Annotated in this window: 18 protein-coding genes; 17 read left to right on the top strand and 1 reads right to left on the bottom strand. The window is 63.2% G+C overall.

Annotation, left to right across the window (positions count from 1 at the left end; genetic code table 11):
- The first annotated feature begins 35 nt into the window (after window positions 1-35).
- The 6 genes from fliD to ACP7DW_RS12620 are packed head-to-tail and all read left to right on the top strand — an operon-like array spanning window position 36 to window position 5,151.
- Window positions 36-2,033: a flagellar filament capping protein FliD gene (gene fliD, locus ACP7DW_RS12645; protein WP_426055653.1), complete on the top strand. Its 1,998-nt coding sequence runs from the start codon at window positions 36-38 to the stop codon at window positions 2,031-2,033.
- 30 nt (window positions 2,034-2,063) lie between these two features.
- On the top strand, window positions 2,064-2,519 hold the full coding sequence (gene fliS / locus ACP7DW_RS12640; RefSeq protein ID WP_426055654.1) for a flagellar export chaperone FliS: 456 nt from the start codon (window positions 2,064-2,066) through the stop codon (window positions 2,517-2,519).
- A gap of 3 nt (window positions 2,520-2,522) precedes the next feature.
- Complete coding sequence (locus ACP7DW_RS12635) at window positions 2,523-2,849, top strand: flagellar protein FliT (protein WP_099762582.1); 327 nt, start codon at window positions 2,523-2,525, stop codon at window positions 2,847-2,849.
- A 26-nt stretch (window positions 2,850-2,875) separates the two neighbouring features.
- Window positions 2,876-4,060, top strand: coding sequence for a flagellar hook-length control protein FliK (locus ACP7DW_RS12630; RefSeq protein WP_426055655.1), 1,185 nt, complete (start codon window positions 2,876-2,878; stop codon window positions 4,058-4,060).
- Window positions 4,053-4,379 (top strand): EscU/YscU/HrcU family type III secretion system export apparatus switch protein, encoded by a 327-nt coding sequence (locus ACP7DW_RS12625; RefSeq protein WP_099764446.1) that lies wholly within the window; start codon window positions 4,053-4,055, stop codon window positions 4,377-4,379. The genes ACP7DW_RS12630 and ACP7DW_RS12625 overlap by 8 nt, the downstream gene beginning before the upstream one ends.
- 25 nt (window positions 4,380-4,404) lie before the next feature.
- A complete protein-coding gene (locus ACP7DW_RS12620) occupies window positions 4,405-5,151 on the top strand; it encodes a flagellar brake protein (RefSeq protein WP_426085210.1) in 747 nt (248 codons plus the stop codon).
- A gap of 110 nt (window positions 5,152-5,261) precedes the next feature.
- Here ACP7DW_RS12620 and fliE read toward each other — a convergent pair whose 3' ends face one another.
- Window positions 5,262-5,564 (bottom strand): flagellar hook-basal body complex protein FliE, encoded by a 303-nt coding sequence (gene fliE, locus ACP7DW_RS12615; protein WP_243420430.1) that lies wholly within the window; start codon window positions 5,562-5,564, stop codon window positions 5,262-5,264.
- Between fliE and ACP7DW_RS12610 the strand changes: the two genes are divergently transcribed.
- The 11 genes from ACP7DW_RS12610 to fliO all read left to right on the top strand — a co-directional run bounded on the left by ACP7DW_RS12610 (window position 5,461) and on the right by fliO (window position 15,258).
- Window positions 5,461-5,817 carry a hypothetical protein gene (locus ACP7DW_RS12610; RefSeq protein ID WP_243136610.1) on the top strand — a complete coding sequence of 119 codons (357 nt, stop codon included), beginning with the start codon at window positions 5,461-5,463 and terminating at the stop codon, window positions 5,815-5,817. The genes fliE and ACP7DW_RS12610 overlap by 104 nt on opposite strands.
- An 84-nt stretch (window positions 5,818-5,901) precedes the next feature.
- Window positions 5,902-7,617 (top strand): flagellar basal-body MS-ring/collar protein FliF, encoded by a 1,716-nt coding sequence (gene fliF / locus ACP7DW_RS12605; protein WP_426055657.1) that lies wholly within the window; start codon window positions 5,902-5,904, stop codon window positions 7,615-7,617.
- Window positions 7,610-8,608, top strand: coding sequence for a flagellar motor switch protein FliG (fliG, locus tag ACP7DW_RS12600; RefSeq protein ID WP_071075865.1), 999 nt, complete (start codon window positions 7,610-7,612; stop codon window positions 8,606-8,608). The genes fliF and fliG overlap by 8 nt, the downstream gene beginning before the upstream one ends.
- Before the next feature lie 43 nt (window positions 8,609-8,651).
- Window positions 8,652-9,353: a flagellar assembly protein FliH gene (locus tag ACP7DW_RS12595; protein ID WP_426055768.1), complete on the top strand. Its 702-nt coding sequence runs from the start codon at window positions 8,652-8,654 to the stop codon at window positions 9,351-9,353.
- An 89-nt stretch (window positions 9,354-9,442) separates the two neighbouring features.
- Window positions 9,443-10,759 carry a flagellar protein export ATPase FliI gene (gene fliI / locus ACP7DW_RS12590; protein WP_242428328.1) on the top strand — a complete coding sequence of 439 codons (1,317 nt, stop codon included), beginning with the start codon at window positions 9,443-9,445 and terminating at the stop codon, window positions 10,757-10,759.
- A 32-nt stretch (window positions 10,760-10,791) separates the two neighbouring features.
- The gene (gene fliJ, locus ACP7DW_RS12585) at window positions 10,792-11,232 is read left to right on the top strand and encodes a flagellar export protein FliJ (protein WP_071075863.1); all 441 of its coding nucleotides are present in this window, start codon (window positions 10,792-10,794) and stop codon (window positions 11,230-11,232) included.
- A 19-nt stretch (window positions 11,233-11,251) separates the two neighbouring features.
- A complete protein-coding gene (locus ACP7DW_RS12580) occupies window positions 11,252-12,496 on the top strand; it encodes a flagellar hook-length control protein FliK (RefSeq protein WP_426055658.1) in 1,245 nt (414 codons plus the stop codon).
- Window positions 12,497-12,682: 186 nt separating this feature from the next.
- On the top strand, window positions 12,683-13,195 hold the full coding sequence (gene fliL / locus ACP7DW_RS12575) for a flagellar basal body-associated protein FliL (RefSeq protein WP_426055659.1): 513 nt from the start codon (window positions 12,683-12,685) through the stop codon (window positions 13,193-13,195).
- Between the two features lie 6 nt (window positions 13,196-13,201).
- The gene (fliM, locus tag ACP7DW_RS12570) at window positions 13,202-14,188 is read left to right on the top strand and encodes a flagellar motor switch protein FliM (RefSeq protein ID WP_071075860.1); all 987 of its coding nucleotides are present in this window, start codon (window positions 13,202-13,204) and stop codon (window positions 14,186-14,188) included.
- A gap of 51 nt (window positions 14,189-14,239) precedes the next feature.
- On the top strand, window positions 14,240-14,674 hold the full coding sequence (gene fliN, locus ACP7DW_RS12565; protein WP_034754038.1) for a flagellar motor switch protein FliN: 435 nt from the start codon (window positions 14,240-14,242) through the stop codon (window positions 14,672-14,674).
- The gene (gene fliO, locus ACP7DW_RS12560) at window positions 14,671-15,258 is read left to right on the top strand and encodes a flagellar biosynthetic protein FliO (RefSeq protein ID WP_426055660.1); all 588 of its coding nucleotides are present in this window, start codon (window positions 14,671-14,673) and stop codon (window positions 15,256-15,258) included. Before fliN ends, fliO begins: the two co-directional genes overlap by 4 nt.
- Window positions 15,259-15,260: the final 2 nt, after the last annotated feature.

Here is a 15,260-nt window from a genome sequence, read left to right as displayed (position 1 = left end):
ACCAGTTATATTCATGCATTCTCTAGGAGGTCATTGTGGCTGTCTCATCCCTCAGTACTGGTGGCGTCCTCGACGTAAATAGCCTGGTCAGTCAACTGATGACCGTGGAAAGCCGCCCCTTTGTCGCCATGCAGAACAAAGAGAAGGCCATCACCACCCAATTATCCGCCTATGGCACCCTGAGCGGCGCCGTCGGCGCATTCCAGACCACCGTCACCGCCCTGGCCGATTCCTCCAAATACAAGGTGGCCAACGCCACCACCTCGGACGACAAGGTCCTGACCGCCACCGCTGGCAAGGATACCGTCAAGGGTAACTACAGTGTCAACGTGACCCAGCTGGCGCAGGCGCAAACCATCAGCGCCGCCGGACAGGTCAGCACCAGCGCGCTGATCGGTTCTGGCGCCAGCACCGTGCTCACTTTTGACTTCGGCAGCGTCACGGGCGGTACCCTGGCAGACGGCAAGTATACGGGGGCCACTTTCGATCTCGATGCGACGCGCACAGCCCGCACCGTCACCATCGACAGCAGCAACAACTCGCTGCAAGGCATCCGCGACGCCATCAACAAGGCTGGCGTCGGCGTGACCGCCAGCATTATTTCCGACGGTAGCAGCACGCCGAACCGCCTGGTGCTGACCTCGGACAAGAGCGGCGAAACGTCGAGCATGCGCATTTCCGTCGCTGGCGACCAGGACTTGAGCGATTTATTGTCCTACGCGCCGAATGGCACGCAGAACATGAAGCAAAGCAATGCTGGTCAAAATGCCAAACTGACCGTCAATGGTGTGGCCATCACCAGCCCGACCAATAACGTCGACAACGCCGTGCCTGGCGTGACGATGTCGGTACTGAAGATCGGCGCCAGCAATGTCGGCGTCAGCATGGACACCTCCGGCATCAAGACGGCCCTGAGCAACTTCGTCAAGGCCTACAACGAGCTGAACACGACCATCAACGGCCTGACGGCCGTCACGCCGGACCAGAAGCCGGGCGCGGCGCGCACGGGCGGCCCGCTGGTGGGCGACTCGACCACGCTGAGCCTGCAGGCGAGCTTGCGCAAGATGTTTTCCAGCAACGTGCCTGGCTTGTCAGGTAGCGTGACGAGCCTGAGCCAGCTGGGCGTCGCCTTCCAAAAGGATGGCACGCTCAAGCTCGATACGGGCAAGCTGCAAACGGCCATCGACAAGACTCCGGACGACGTCATCAAGCTGCTGGCCACCTCCGGTTCGACCAGCGACAGCCTGGTCAGCTTCGTCAGCTCGACCAGCAACTCGACGGTCGGCACCAAGGCCATCTCGATTTCCAAGCTGGCCACGCAAGGCACCCTGGCGGCCAGCGCGCCAGCGGGCCTGACCATCATCGCCGGCGTCAACGACAACCTCTCGATGACGATCAATGGCGTCAGCAGCAAGGCCACGCTGGTGCCGGGCACCTACACGGCGGACAGCCTGGTCAGCCATCTGCAGTCGCTGATCAATGGCGCCTCCGCCAGCACCGACAAAACTGTCGGCGTGACGGTCAAGCAGGAAAACGGCATCATCAGTATTACCTCGAACAAATATGGTAGCGCGTCGAAGCTGGAAATTACCGGCAACGGCGCCGATGGGCTGTTTGGCACCCCGACCATGACCACCGGCGTGGACGTCGCGGGCACCATCGACGGCGCCGTGGCCGTCGGCAGCGGTCAGACCCTGACCGGTTCGGCCGGCTCCGGCAGCGCCGGCATTGCGGTGCTGATCAACGGCGGCCAGCTGGGCGGCCGGGGCACGGTGAATATTTCGAAAGGCGTCAGCGCGCTGTTTGCCGGCACGACCGACAGTTACCTGGGCACGACGGGCCTGATTCAAAACAAGAACGATGGCTTGAACAAGAGCATTGCCGATATCACTAAGCAGCGCAATGCGCTCAATAGCCGCCTGACCCTGACCGAGGCGAGGCTGCGCAAGCAATACAGTTCGCTCGACGTAAAGCTCAGTTCGATGAACAGCACCACCAATTATTTGACTCAGCAACTGGCGAAGCTGTCTTAGAGTTAACGCATATCTACTAGAGGAAAACGAATGTTTGGATCATCAAACAAAGGCGCGCAATCCTACGCCAAGGTTGGCCTGGAAACGGGCATAGGCGCCGCTTCCCCGCACAAGCTGATCGCCATGCTGTACGACGGCGCCCTGGTAGCCGTGCTGAGCGCGCAGATGCACATGAAAGCTGGCAATATCCCTGAAAAGGGCAAGTCCATTTCACGCGCCATGCAGCTGATTGACCAGGGACTGCGCGCCAGCCTGGACAAGAATGCGGGCGGCCAGATCGCCGAAAACCTTGATGCGCTGTATGAATACATGGGCGCGCGATTGCTGACGGCCAACCTGAAAAATGACCTGAACATCCTCGAAGAGATACAGCGCCTTCTGACCGACCTGCGCGACACCTGGAACGCCATCGGCACGCCTTCCGGCATGAATATTGCCGCCAGCGATGCATCTGTTACCAGCATCTCCAACTATGCGAGCGCCTGAGCCATGATGACCAATCAAGAAGTCCTGACCACGTATGAAACCATGCAGACCCTGACGGGCCGGATGGTGACGGCCGCCAGCAACGCCGACTGGGACGCGTTCGAAGCGCTGGAGCAGCAAGTGAGCGCGCACGTGGAAGCGCTGAAAGCGAATGAAGCAAAAGTCGTGCTGGAAAGCGCCGGCCGCCAGCGCAAGGTTGCCCTGATCAAGCAGATCCTGGAAGATGACCGCAAGATCCGCGACCTGACCATGCCGTGGATGGCGCATTTGTCCAAGCTGATCAACAGCACGGGCACCGAACGGCGCCTGGCCAACGCCTACGGCGTCTAAACGCCCGCGGGGCGAGGTCACCTATCATGTTGCCGAAGATGGATGCCATCGGCATGCCGCCCCTGACCCCGGTCAAGGGCGCGCGCCCGGCCGACGCCGTCGCCGACCCGCGCCAGGCCGAGTTTCAGCGCTCGCTGCAGGGACTGATCGGCAAATCCATGCAGGGCCAGGTGCTGGCGCGCATGGGCGATGGCAGCTACCTGGTGCGCGTGGCAGGTACGCCGGCCCGCATGCAGCTGCCCGCCGGCGCCCAGCTGGGCACCGAGATTCCCCTGACCCTGATCGGCATCAATCCCCGCCCCTCGTTTCAAATCGGCAACAACCGCGACCAGCCCGCCAGCGCCCTGCTGACGTATGCCGACGCGGAAGCCGAGCCCGAAACCGACCTGCGCGGCCCCCAGGCCGGTGCCGCCCAGGCGGGCACGCGCGCCAGCGGCACGGCCGCCCCCCTGCTCAGCCGCGCCCCCCTGACGCCGGCCAACTTGCTGCCCGCCCTGGCAAGCGACACGCCGGCGCCGGAACTGAGCACCACCGCGCGCGCCATCAGCAGCGTACTCAGCCAGGCGGAAAGCGTGCCCGGCGCCCCCCTGGCGCTGGTCGGCAAGACGCCGCTGATGGCCGCGCCGGGAGCCGATCCGGCCCAGGTGGCGCAAAAGCTGCGCGACACGGTCGGCAGCAGCGGCTTATTCTATGAATCGCACGTGGCCGAATGGGCCGAAGGCAAGCGCCCGCTGGCCTCGCTGCTGCTGGAACCGCAAATGCAAAAGGCCGCAGCGGGCGAGACGCCCAGAACGGGCACCGACCTGGCCTCGGCGCAGCTGATCAATTTACAGCTGCATACGCACGAGCAGGCGCGCGTGCAGTGGCAGGGCGAAGCCTGGCCCGGCCAGAAGATGCAGTGGGATATCAGCCAGGATGCGCCGGAAGGGCAGCAGCACGCTGGCAGCGACGGCGATGAGGAAGCGACGGCCTGGCGCAGCAATGTGCGCTTCCAGTTTCCCCTGCTGGGCGACCTGGCCGCGCACGTGGTCTTGCAGGGCGGCCGGGTGGCCATCCAGTTGCAGGCCGGCAGCGAGGCCAGCGCCGATACCTTGCGCCAGCATGCGGCGCGGCTGGAAGCGTCGCTGGACGCCGCCGGCTGGCCCCTGTCGTCATTGACGATCGCCGGCCAGCCGGAGGCGGCCGGGCCAGCGCAAGCAGATGATGCTTGACGACACCAAGCGCAAGGTGCCGCAGACGGCCGTCGCCCTGGCCTACCAGAGCGGCACGCCGGCGCCCAAGGTGGTGGCCAAGGGCAGCGGTCTGATCGCGGACCAGATCATCAGCACGGCGCGCGAACACGGCGTCTTCGTGCATGAATCGAAGGAATTGGTGGCGCTGCTGATGGATGTCGACCTGGACCGCCAGATTCCGCCCGGCCTGTATCGGGCGATTGCGGAACTGCTGGCCTGGTTATATCATATTGAATCTGCGAATGGCGGACCGATCCCGCCGCCGCCCGACACCAGCGTCCACCTCACCGATACATAGACAGGCATCAATGCAAGCACATATTATGGATTCCGGCCTCGAAAACTGGCATGACTTTGAAGTGGAATCGCGGCGGGAAATCATCGCCTTGCTGCGCAGCATCAGCGAAAAGAATCAGCTGATCCGCATGCTGATCCACGGTGAATCCGATGTGTGCGTCACCTCCATCCTGGAAGTCGATGCCGACCACAATACCGTCATCCTCGACCGTTCCGTGAACAACGACCAGAATCGGCGCATGCTGGCCGCCAAGGGCATCTCGTTTGAAACGTCGCTCGACAAGATCCGCATCCTGTTTGCCAGTGCCCAGGTGCAAGCGTGCAATTACGGCAGCACACCCGCCTTGAAAATTGCCATTCCAGAAACATTGATCCGCCTGCAGCGGCGCGAGTATTACCGCATGACCACGCCCGTAAGCAATCCCGTGCGCGTCTCGATTCCCCTGCCGCCCTCGCTGGGCGGCGCCGACGCCCCGTTTCCGCTGGCCGACATCAGCTGCGGCGGCATCGCCATCCTGGACAATAAACTGATACTGGGCGAGACCATCGGCAGGGACTACCCCGGTTGCCGCATCGACTTGCCTGACGTCGGCATCGTCAGCGCCACCTTGCAAATTCGCAATTCGCTGGACATGACCCTGCTGAACAACAAGCTGAACCGCCGCCTGGGCTGCCAGTTCGTCGACCTGCCGCGCAGCATGCTGGCGCACGTGCAACGCTATATCACGCGGCTGGAGCGGGAGAGGAATGCGCGCATGGCGGGACTCAGCTGATAACCCAGCCGAAAGCTGGGGTCAGACCCGCCGGGGGAATGCATTCCAATGGGATGCATTCCGATTCCTTGGGAACTGACCCCGGAATTTGCCTTTGGGGTAAATTAAACTTAAACCTGCATATTCATGATCTCGTGATACGCCGATACGAGCTTGTTGCGCACCTGCACCGTCGCCTGGAATTCGATGCTCGATTTTTGCATCGACACCATCACGTCCGACAGGCTGACCTTTTCGTCGCCCATGGTAAAACGCTGGCCCATCGCCGACGACGCCTTTTGCGCGCCGCTCACGGAATCGAGCGCGCTCTTGAAGGCATCGGCAAAATTCACCTTCGCTGCCGGCATTTCGGTCTGGATCGCCGGTATTTTCGCCTCCGGCCGCGTGGCCGCCGACTTCAGTTGCGCGATCATCGCCTCGATCCTGCTGCTATCGATACCGCCTGTTTTCACTTTGCCTCCCGATTCTGGTCTGCTTCATATCTGTTCCATGCCTGTTGCACCCAGAGAACAAAACCCTGGCTTGCAAGGCAACGACGGGTACAATAACTTCCGTCACATGTTGCCAGGGTTCCACAATACCAGCGCCAACGCCAGCCGCTCGGCCGAGCAGGCGGCAAAAGCGCCTTCTGTTTGGACGATTGAAGCGCGTGACAGTGGCGGATAATTCTGCATATCGCCCCTCCTCCCGAGGAAGCGGCCCCCACGCACCACCCAACACCCGTCAAACCACACGCCCTGGAAGGCAATCATGGCTGTAGCCGAAGAAATCGATGTGAACCGCATACCGCCGGAACCGGCACCTGCCCGCTCGCCCGTGGAGTCCGTGCAAGCGTTCGCCAAGACGCCGATGGGCAAGAATTTCCTGCGTGGCCTGGGTGTGGCGGCACTGATTGCCATCGGCGTGGCCCTGTACATGTGGAACCAGCCACCCGAGTACAAGGTCCTGTTTTCCAATTATACGGACCGCGACGGCGGCGCCATCACCGCGTCGCTGGACCAGCTGGGCATCAAGCACAAGTTTTCCGAAGGCGGCGGCGCCATTCTCGTGCCCACCGAGCAAGTCCACGATGCGCGCCTGAAACTGGCGGCGCAAGGCTTGCCGAAGGGCGGCAACGTGGGCTTCGAGCTGATGGAAAACCAGAAGCTGGGCGTGTCGCAATTTCTGGAACAGGTCAATTTCCAGCGCGCGCTCGAAGGCGAACTGGCGAAATCGATCGAATCGGTGTCCGCCGTCGACACGGCGCGCGTCCACCTGGCCCTGCCCAAACCGTCCGTCTTCGTGCGCGAACAGCAAAAACCGACCGCTTCCGTGCTGCTGAACCTGCATCCGGGCCGCGGCCTGGACCAGTTGCAGGTCAGCGCCATCGTGCACCTGGTGGCGTCCAGCGTGCCGGAATTGCTTCCAGTCAATGTCACCGTGGTCGACCAGGCCGGCAACCTGCTGTCGAACCAGGAAAAGGACAAGGACCGCGCCAACGGCATCAAGAGCCTGGACCCGAACCAGTTAAAGTACGTGCAGCAATTGCAGCAAAGCGTGATCAAGCAAGTCGAATCGATCTTGCTGCCCATCGTCGGCGAAGGCAATGTACGCGCCGAAGCGACGGCCGATGTGGATTTCTCGCAAAGCGAGCAGGCGGCCGAAACCTACAAGCCGAACTCGCCACCGGAAGCGTCCACCATCCGCAGCCAGCAAACGAGCGAATCGACGGGCGCCGGCAATGCCAACCCGTCCGGCGTGCCGGGAGCCCTGTCGAACCAGCCGCCGGGCGTGGCCACGGCGCCGTTGACGGCCGAGGCGCCAGGCGCACCGGGCGGCGCGCCGACGGCACCGAGCCAGAAGGAATCGACGACGAATTACGAAGTTGACAAGACCGTGCGCTACGAGCAGAAATCCATGGGCGGCCTGCGCCGCCTGTCGGTGGCCGTCGTCGTCAACTACCGCCGCAGCTTCGACAAGGATGGCAAGGTCACGGTCAAGCCGATTTCGCCTGCCGAAATGGTGCAGATCAATAACCTGGTCAAGGAGGCGATGGGCTACAACAAGGAGCGCGGCGACAGCTTCAGCGTGGCCAACTCGCCCTTCGACGGCATCGACCGCGCGCCGGAAGGCAAGCTGGAGTGGTGGCGCGACCCGGCCAACCTGCCGCTGGCCAAGGAACTGGCGAAGTTCCTCATCACGGCCCTGATCCTGCTGTATATCTTCATTAAGATCGTGCGCCCGATGCTGCGCCCCGTGATGCGCAAGATCGACGATTTCGGCGCGCCACCGCCCGTCATCGAGCCGGAACTGGCCAAGGACGGCGCAGAAAACGAAGTCCTGCTCAGCGAAGCGGAACTGGAAGAACTGGAAGAAGATACGGCCCGCGGTTATCGCGAAAACCTGGCGATGGCGAGGAAACTGGCACAGGACGACCCACGCGTGGTGGCCAACGTAATCAAAGCATGGATAGGCAATAATGAGTGAGACAACGGGACTGCAAAAAGCATCGATCCTGATGCTGGCACTGGGCGAGAGCGAAGCGGCCGAGGTCATGAAATTCCTCGGTCCGCGCGAAGTGCTGAAACTGGGCGCCGCCATGGCCACCATGAAGGGCATCGCGCACGAGCAAGTGGTCGAGGTGCTCGACGACTTCCGCGCGCAGACGGAACTCAATTCCACCGTCGGCCTCGATTCGGACGAATACATCCGCCAGGTCCTCACCAAGGCGCTGGGCGACGACAAGGCGTCCGTGCTGCTGTCGCGCATCCTGGGCGGCAAGGATGCGTCCGGCATCGAATCGCTGAAGTGGATGGATTCGCAATCCGTGTCCGAGCTGATCCGCAACGAACACCCGCAGATCATCGCCACCATCCTGGTCCACCTGGAACGCGACCAGGCGTGCGAAATCCTCGGCCATTTCACGGACCGCCTGCGCAACGACGTGGTCTTGCGCATCGCCACCCTGGACGGCGTGCAGCCGGCCGCCTTGCGCGAACTCAACGATGTGCTGACGAAACTGCTGTCGGGTAACGAAAATATCAAGAAATCGTCGCTGGGCGGCGTGCGCGCGGCGGCCGAGATCCTCAACTTCATGAGCGGCGAGCAAGAAGGCTCCGTCATGGACAATATCAAGAACTACGACAACGACATGGCGCAAAAGATCATGGACGAAATGTTCGTGTTCGACAACGTGATCGACATCGACGACCGCGGCATCCAGCTGCTGCTGCGCGAAGTACAGTCGGAAATGCTGATCATCGCCCTGAAAGGCGCCTCGCAAGAGCTGCGCGACAAGATCTTCAAGAACATGTCGCAGCGTGCCGGCGAGATGATGCGCGAAGACCTGGAGTCGAAAGGCCCCGTGCGCCTGTCGGAAGTGGAGTCGCAGCAGAAACAGATCCTGCAGATCGTGCGCCGCCTGGCGGACGAAGGGCAGATTGTCTTAGGTGGAAAAGGCGAGGATTCGTTTGTCTAATTTGATTCCCAAAGAGCAGCAAACCGCTTACCAGCGCTGGGAAATGACCTCGTTTGGCGACGAGCGTCCCAGCGTGGTGGCGGCGCGCAAGCTGCTCGAACCGGAGCCGGAACCGGAGTTCGACCCATTTGCAGAGCTGCACGAGGAAGAGCCGGCCGCGCCGCTCGAGTATCCGACGCAGGAGGAACTCGACGCCATCCGCGAGGAAGCGCGCGCCAACGCCTTCGATGAGGGCCGCGCCGCCGGCTATGCGGAAGGCCACGCGGCCGGGCATGCCGACGGCCATGCGCAATCATATGCGGAAGGCAAGGCGGCGTCCGCCGTGGAACTGGCGCACCTGCAAACCATCGCCGTCGACTTCGGCACGGCCGTGCACCAGGCCGATGAACTGATCGCCAACGACGTCATGGAACTGGCCCTGCAACTGGCCAAGGGCATGCTGAAGACGGCCTTGCCCGTGCGCCCCGAGCTGATGCTGCCGCTGGTGCGCGACGCCATCGAATATTTGCCTGTGCTGCAACAACCAGCCTTGCTGATGCTCAATCCGGAGGATGCGCAAGTAGTGCGCGACGGCATCGGCGATGAGCTCGACAAGGGTGGCTGGAGGGTCATCGAAGACCCGTCCGTGGAACGCGGCGGCTGCAAGATCGACACGGCCAGCAACCAGATCGATGCGCAAAGCTCCACCCGCTGGCAGCGCCTGACGCATGCGCTGGGCAAGGACCTGGACTGGCTGGCGCCGTGAGTGAACCCGTCAAAGGCCCCGCTGCCCATGCGGCGCGCTGGCGCGCCTACCTGAGCGACTGTTCGGCCGTGGTCGGCTTTGTGGAACCGATGCAAATATCGGGACGGGTCACGCGCGTGGCCGGCCTGGTGATGGAAGCGGTGGGCCTGCGCCTGGCCGTCGGCGCCGCCTGCACCGTGCCGCTGCCCAATGGCGGGCGGGTCGAGGCGGAAGTCGTCGGTTTCGAAGGCGAGCGCCTGTTTTTGATGCCGCAAAGCGACGTCGAAGGCATCGTGCCCGGCACGCGCGTGTTTTCCGTCGAACCGGCCATCCCCCGCCCCGGCAGCGTGGCGCATCCGCGCCGCCGTCCCAGCGACCGCGCGCGCCACCTGCCCGTGGGACCGCAACTGCTGGGCCGCGTGCTCGACGGCGCGGGCCGCCCGCTCGACCAGCTGGGCCCGCTGCACACGACGGACAGCGCGCCCATCAACGTGCGGCCCGCCAATCCGCTGGGCCGCGCGCCCATCGTGACCACGCTCGACGTGGGCGTGCGCTCGATCAATGCCATGCTGACCGTGGGCCGCGGCCAGCGCATGGGCCTGTTCGCCGGTTCCGGCGTGGGCAAGAGCGTGCTGCTGGGCATGATGGCCCGCTACACGGAAGCGGACGTGATCGTCGTCGGCCTGATCGGCGAACGCGGACGCGAAGTGAAGGAATTCATCGAGCAAATCTTGGGGCCCGAAGGCCTGGCCCGCTCCGTCGTCGTGGCGGCGCCGGCCGACACGCCGCCGCTGATGCGCCTGCAGGGCGCCGCGTATGCGACGGCCATTGCCGAGTATTTCCGCGACCAGGGGCAAAACGTGCTGCTGATCATGGATTCGCTGACCCGCTACGCCATGGCGCAGCGCGAAATCGCCCTGGCCATCGGCGAACCGCCTGCCACCAAGGGGTATCCGCCGTCCGTCTTCGCCAAGTTGCCCGTGCTGGTGGAGCGGGCCGGCAATGGCGAGGAAGGCGGCGGCTCGATCACCGCCTTCTACACCGTGCTGACCGAGGGCGACGACCAGCAGGACCCGATCGCCGACTCGGCGCGCGCGATTCTCGATGGCCACATCGTGCTGAACCGGCGCCTGGCCGAGGCGGGACATTATCCGGCCATTGACATCGAGCAATCGATTTCGCGCGCCGCCCACTCGATCACCACGCATGAACACCAGCAGCAGGCGCGCAAGCTGAAACAGCTGTATTCGCGCTATGAACGCAGCCGTGACCTGATCAGCGTGGGCGCCTACAGCGCCGGCACCGACCCCGTACTGGACCAGGCCATCGCCCTGCATGAAAAGATCGAGGCGTTTTTGCAACAGCAAATCACCGAGCGGGTCAGCATGGACGAGAGCTTGGGGCAACTTACCGCTCTATTCGACTGATTAGGGCTTGCATGGCGGGAATATAATCAGGCATGGCTTCTCCTTCCCAACTTGCAACCCTGATCGACCTTGCCCAGCGCGAAACGGACGATTGCGCCAAGCGCCTGGGCGCGGCCCTGAAAGCACTCGACGATTGCCGCCAGAAGCTCGACATGCTGTCCGGCTACCGCGACGATTATGCCCAGCGCTTCGAGGCGAGCATGAGCAACGGCATCACGCCCATGGCTTACCGCAATTTCCAGGCCTTCATGGTCAAGCTCGACAGCGCCATCCAGGGCCAGCAGCAGGTGGTCGAGCATGCGCAAGCGCGCAGCGAGAATGAAAAGATGCGCTGGCAACTGGCAGAACGCAAGCGCATGTCGTACACCACCCTGAATAACCGGGCGCAGGAACAGGCGCTGAAGCTGGAAAACAAGCGCGACCAGAAAGCAATGGATGAGCACGCGGCGCGACAAGCCTATTACAAACGCTAAGCAACACTGAGGCAGCATCATGCAAACCCAGCCCACACCGATTTCCCAGATTATCTCGCCGAACGCCACGCCGGGCGGCGCCAACCGCAGCCAGCCGCCCACCAGCAGCACGCAAGGCGACTTCCAGCGCACCCTGAACCGCCAGATCGAGCAACGCCAGGCCAGCCGCAATATGGCGCAAGCGCAAGTACAAGCACCTGCCCCCCGCCCCGCCAGCCCTGCCGCCACGCAGGCGCCGGCCAAGGACACGACGCCGATGCAAGCGGACACGGAACCGGCCGCCAACAAGGAACAGCCATCCGCGCCCGCGCCCACCGACAGCGCCACGGCCGACGCCGAGGCCAGCGTGCCCGCCGCGACAGTCCCGCCGCCGGCCGATCCGGCCGCCGAGATGCTGGCCCTGGTGGGCAGCATCCAGCTGGCCATCCAGCCGCCAGCGGCCAAGGCCGCGCCGGAACTGCCCGCGCGCGCCAGCGTCAAGGCCGATGGCAAGAACCTGGCAACGGGGGCCTTGCTGGCAGCCGGCCAGGGCAGCGGCAAGGCCGCCGCCACGGTCATCGCGCAAGCCGACAGCGGCGACTTTGCCGACAGCCTGGGCCAGGCCCAGGCCAAGACAAGCGCCACACCAGGCGCCAGCATGCCGAGCGGCAAGGCCGAGCCGGGCAAGCTGGCCATCGATGCGCAGCTGGCGGCCACGGCCAAGGCTGGCAGCGCCGTGAGCGACGCGATCATCAAGGAAGCACCTGCCGACCTGAGCCGCCTGGCGGCCCAGTTGCAGCCAGGCGTGCTGCAGCAGGCCGCCGCCGCGGTGGCCGTGCCGGCCGACAAGCTGACGGGCCGGGTCGGCACGCCGGCCTGGGACCAGCAGCTGGGACAGAAGGTCGTGTGGATGGCGGCCGGTGGCGACCAGAGCGCCACCCTGACCCTGAATCCGCCCGACCTGGGACCGGTGCAAGTGGTGCTGACGGTCACCAATGACCAGGCCGATGCCGCCTTCATGTCGGCCCAGCCCGAAGTACGCCAGGCGCTGGAAGCGGCCATGCCGCGCCTGCGCGAGATGATGAGCGAAGCGGGCATCGCCTTCGGCAACGCCACCGTCTCGGCCGGCACGCCGGAACAGCAACACAATGGCGAGCGTGCCGCCTCGGGCGAACGCCGCGGCAACGGTCAGGGCGGCGGCGTCTCCGGTGGCGAGATCGCCATCGCGCCGGCGGCGGGCGGACGCAGCCGGCCCAGCCTGAGTGCCGTGGATACCTTTGCCTGAGGCCAATTCGTCGGCCGCAGGCCCCAGGCGCGTCCCAGAGAGTAACTTTTCGTCTAAAAACAGCGAGTTGAGGGCGCTTCCGCCCTCTTTTCACTGCATCCTTCTGCGCAGAATTTGCCGATAATGACATAATGGCGTCGTGATCCACTTCCATGCACTCGAGTACCATTGAAAGCAAATCCAAAAATGAAAGCAGATCCGAAAGCAGATGCAGGCCTGGCCCCCCCCGGCGCCTCGAAAAAGAAGCTTCTGATCATCGTGCTGGCCGCGGTGCTGGTGGCTGGCGGCATCGGTGGCGGCGCCGCCTGGTACTTCCTGCATGGCAAGGCCGATAAAGAAGAAGCGGCGCCCAGCAAGAAAAAACATGCCGCTTCCAAGGCCGGTCCGCCCGTCTTCGTGCCCATCGACTCCTTCACCGTCAACTTGCAGCCGGAAAATGGCGAGCAGTACCTGCAAATCGCCTTCACCTTGCAGGCCAGCAGCCCGGAAGAAATGGACTTGATCAAGGTCAACATGCCGAAAGTGCGCAGCCGCTTGCTGCTGCTGCTGTCTGGCAAGAAGGCATCCGAACTCAATACCGTGGAAGGCAAGCAGCAACTGGCGGCCGAAATCATCAATCAGGTGAACCAGCCGTTCGAGGACAAAGGGCCGGAGCAGGACGTGACGGACGTATTATTTACCGCATTCATCATTCAATAAGCAGCCATGGCCGATAATTTCCTCTCCCAGGAAGAAGTCGATGCCCTTCTGAAGGGCGTCAACGGAGACCAGGACGACGCGCAGGCGCCGGAAGATGTCACGGGAGTTCGTACCTACAACCTGGCAACCCAGGAGCGCATCGTGCGCGGCCGGATGCCAACGTTGGAAATTATCAACGAGCGTTTCGCCCGCCTGCTGCGCGTGGGCCTGTTCAACTTCCTGCGCCGCAGTGCCGAAGTGTCGGTGGGTTCCGTGCGCGTCTCGAAATACAGCGAGTTCATCCGCAACCTGGTGGTGCCGACCAATCTGAACCTGGTCCACATGAAGCCGCTGCGCGGCACGGCCCTGATGGTCTTCGATCCGGGCCTGGTGTTCCTGCTGGTCGACAACCTGTTTGGCGGCGACGGACGTTTTCATACGCGTGTCGAAGGACGCGACTTTACGCAGACGGAGCAGCGCATCATCTTGCGCATCCTCGACATCGTCTTTGAAGCCTATACCAAGTCGTGGGAACCGGTCTTCCCCGTCGAGTTCGAATATATCCGCTCGGAAATGAACACGCAGTTCGCCAACATCGCCACGCCGAACGAGGTCGTCGTCGCCTCGACGTTTACGGTGGAACTGGGCTCCGTTTCCGGACAAATCCACTTCTGCATGCCGTATTCGATGATCGAACCGATCCGCGATTCGCTGACCTCGAGCCTGCAGGGCGAAGCGCTGGAAGTGGACAAGCGCTGGATCCGCCTGATGACGCAGCAGATCCAGATCGCCGAAGTCGAACTGGTGGCGTCGCTGGGCACGGCGCGCGTCTCGTTCGACGAGATTTTGAACATGAAGGTGGGCGACATCATTCCACTGAACATACCCGAACTGATCGCCGCCACCGTCGACGGCGTGCCCGTGATGGATTGCACATATGGCGTGTTGAACGGACAATATGCGCTGAAGGTTGAAAAGTTATTGGCAAATTCCGATAACATGAATAATCACTAAATAACTACCCGGGCCGCGTTGCGGTCCGTATCTGTACAACAGGAGAAACACATGTCTGACAACCAAGACGACCAAAGCGCGGAAGACGATTGGGGCGCGGCCATTGCCGAGCAGGCCAAGGCGGAAGCCGAAGCGCTGCAAAACCAGGCAGCCAATACGGCCAGCGCGGCCAGCGCCGCCGTGTTCAAGGACTTTTCCAAGCAGGCGTCAAAGTCGGAAACGCACAACGATATCGATTTCATCCTCGATATTCCCGTGCAGCTGACGGTCGAACTGGGCCGCACCAAGATCGCCATCAAGAACCTGCTGCAACTGGCACAGGGCTCCGTGGTCGAGCTCGACGGCCTGGCGGGCGAACCGATGGACGTGCTGGTGAACGGCTGCCTGATCGCCCAGGGCGAAGTGGTGGTGGTGAATGACAAGTTTGGTATCCGCCTGACCGACATCATCACGCCTTCCGAACGCATCCGAAAATTGAATAAATGAAGCCTGGCCTGTTGATTTCCACCGTGCTGCCGCTGATGGCGGCATGCGGCATTGCGCTGGCGGCGCCGGCTTCGGCGCCCGCACCAGCTTCGGCCACGGCCGAAACGGCGGCGCCCAGTGCAGCTGCCGAAGTGGCATCTGAAAAACCCGCTGCCGCCGCTGCGGCGGCACCCGCGCCTGCCGCCGCCCTGCCCGCCATGCCGGCGGGCGCGCCCATGACGATGGCGCCGACCAGCTCGGCCGGCAGCTTGCTGCAAACCATCTTCGCGCTGGTGTTCGTGCTGGCCCTGCTGATCGGCCTGGCCTGGTTCATGAAACGCTATGGCCCCAAGGTGATGGGCGGCAACAACAAGATGCGCGTCGTCAGTTCGCTCAACCTGGGCGGACGCGAACGCATCGTCCTCGTCGAAGTGGCCGACCAGTGGATCGTCGTCGGCGCCTCGCCCGGCCGCATCAACGCGCTGGCCACCATGCCGCGCCAGGAAGGCGAGTTGCCGCAACTGGCGACGACGCAAAACGGCCCCGCGGCCGCCAATTTTTCCGAGTGGCTGAAACAGACCATCGAAAAACGCAATGGGAAATAAGC

The sequence above is a fragment of the Janthinobacterium sp. PSRC1-1 genome (assembly GCF_049897525.1).
In the GTDB taxonomy this organism is placed as follows: Bacteria; Pseudomonadota; Gammaproteobacteria; order Burkholderiales; family Burkholderiaceae_D; genus Janthinobacterium; species Janthinobacterium tructae.
Note: the sequence above shows the minus strand (reverse complement) of the source record. Positions and strands in the feature narration are given on the sequence as shown.

Coding starts and splice junctions, on each gene's coding strand:
- fliI (WP_242428328.1), top strand. CDS start 9,443: ATGCAAATATCGGGACGGGTCACGCGCGTGGCCGGCCTGGTGATGGAA.
- fliM (WP_071075860.1), top strand. CDS start 13,202: ATGGCCGATAATTTCCTCTCCCAGGAAGAAGTCGATGCCCTTCTGAAG.
- fliN (WP_034754038.1), top strand. CDS start 14,240: ATGTCTGACAACCAAGACGACCAAAGCGCGGAAGACGATTGGGGCGCG.
- ACP7DW_RS12630 (WP_426055655.1), top strand. CDS start 2,876: ATGTTGCCGAAGATGGATGCCATCGGCATGCCGCCCCTGACCCCGGTC.
- ACP7DW_RS12620 (WP_426085210.1), top strand. CDS start 4,405: ATGGATTCCGGCCTCGAAAACTGGCATGACTTTGAAGTGGAATCGCGG.
- fliJ (WP_071075863.1), top strand. CDS start 10,792: ATGGCTTCTCCTTCCCAACTTGCAACCCTGATCGACCTTGCCCAGCGC.
- fliF (WP_426055657.1), top strand. CDS start 5,902: ATGGCTGTAGCCGAAGAAATCGATGTGAACCGCATACCGCCGGAACCG.
- fliE (WP_243420430.1), bottom strand. CDS start 5,564: ATGATCGCGCAACTGAAGTCGGCGGCCACGCGGCCGGAGGCGAAAATA.
- fliS (WP_426055654.1), top strand. CDS start 2,064: ATGTTTGGATCATCAAACAAAGGCGCGCAATCCTACGCCAAGGTTGGC.
- ACP7DW_RS12625 (WP_099764446.1), top strand. CDS start 4,053: ATGCTTGACGACACCAAGCGCAAGGTGCCGCAGACGGCCGTCGCCCTG.
- fliG (WP_071075865.1), top strand. CDS start 7,610: ATGAGTGAGACAACGGGACTGCAAAAAGCATCGATCCTGATGCTGGCA.
- fliO (WP_426055660.1), top strand. CDS start 14,671: ATGAAGCCTGGCCTGTTGATTTCCACCGTGCTGCCGCTGATGGCGGCA.
- ACP7DW_RS12580 (WP_426055658.1), top strand. CDS start 11,252: ATGCAAACCCAGCCCACACCGATTTCCCAGATTATCTCGCCGAACGCC.
- fliL (WP_426055659.1), top strand. CDS start 12,683: ATGAAAGCAGATCCGAAAGCAGATGCAGGCCTGGCCCCCCCCGGCGCC.
- ACP7DW_RS12635 (WP_099762582.1), top strand. CDS start 2,523: ATGATGACCAATCAAGAAGTCCTGACCACGTATGAAACCATGCAGACC.
- ACP7DW_RS12595 (WP_426055768.1), top strand. CDS start 8,652: ATGACCTCGTTTGGCGACGAGCGTCCCAGCGTGGTGGCGGCGCGCAAG.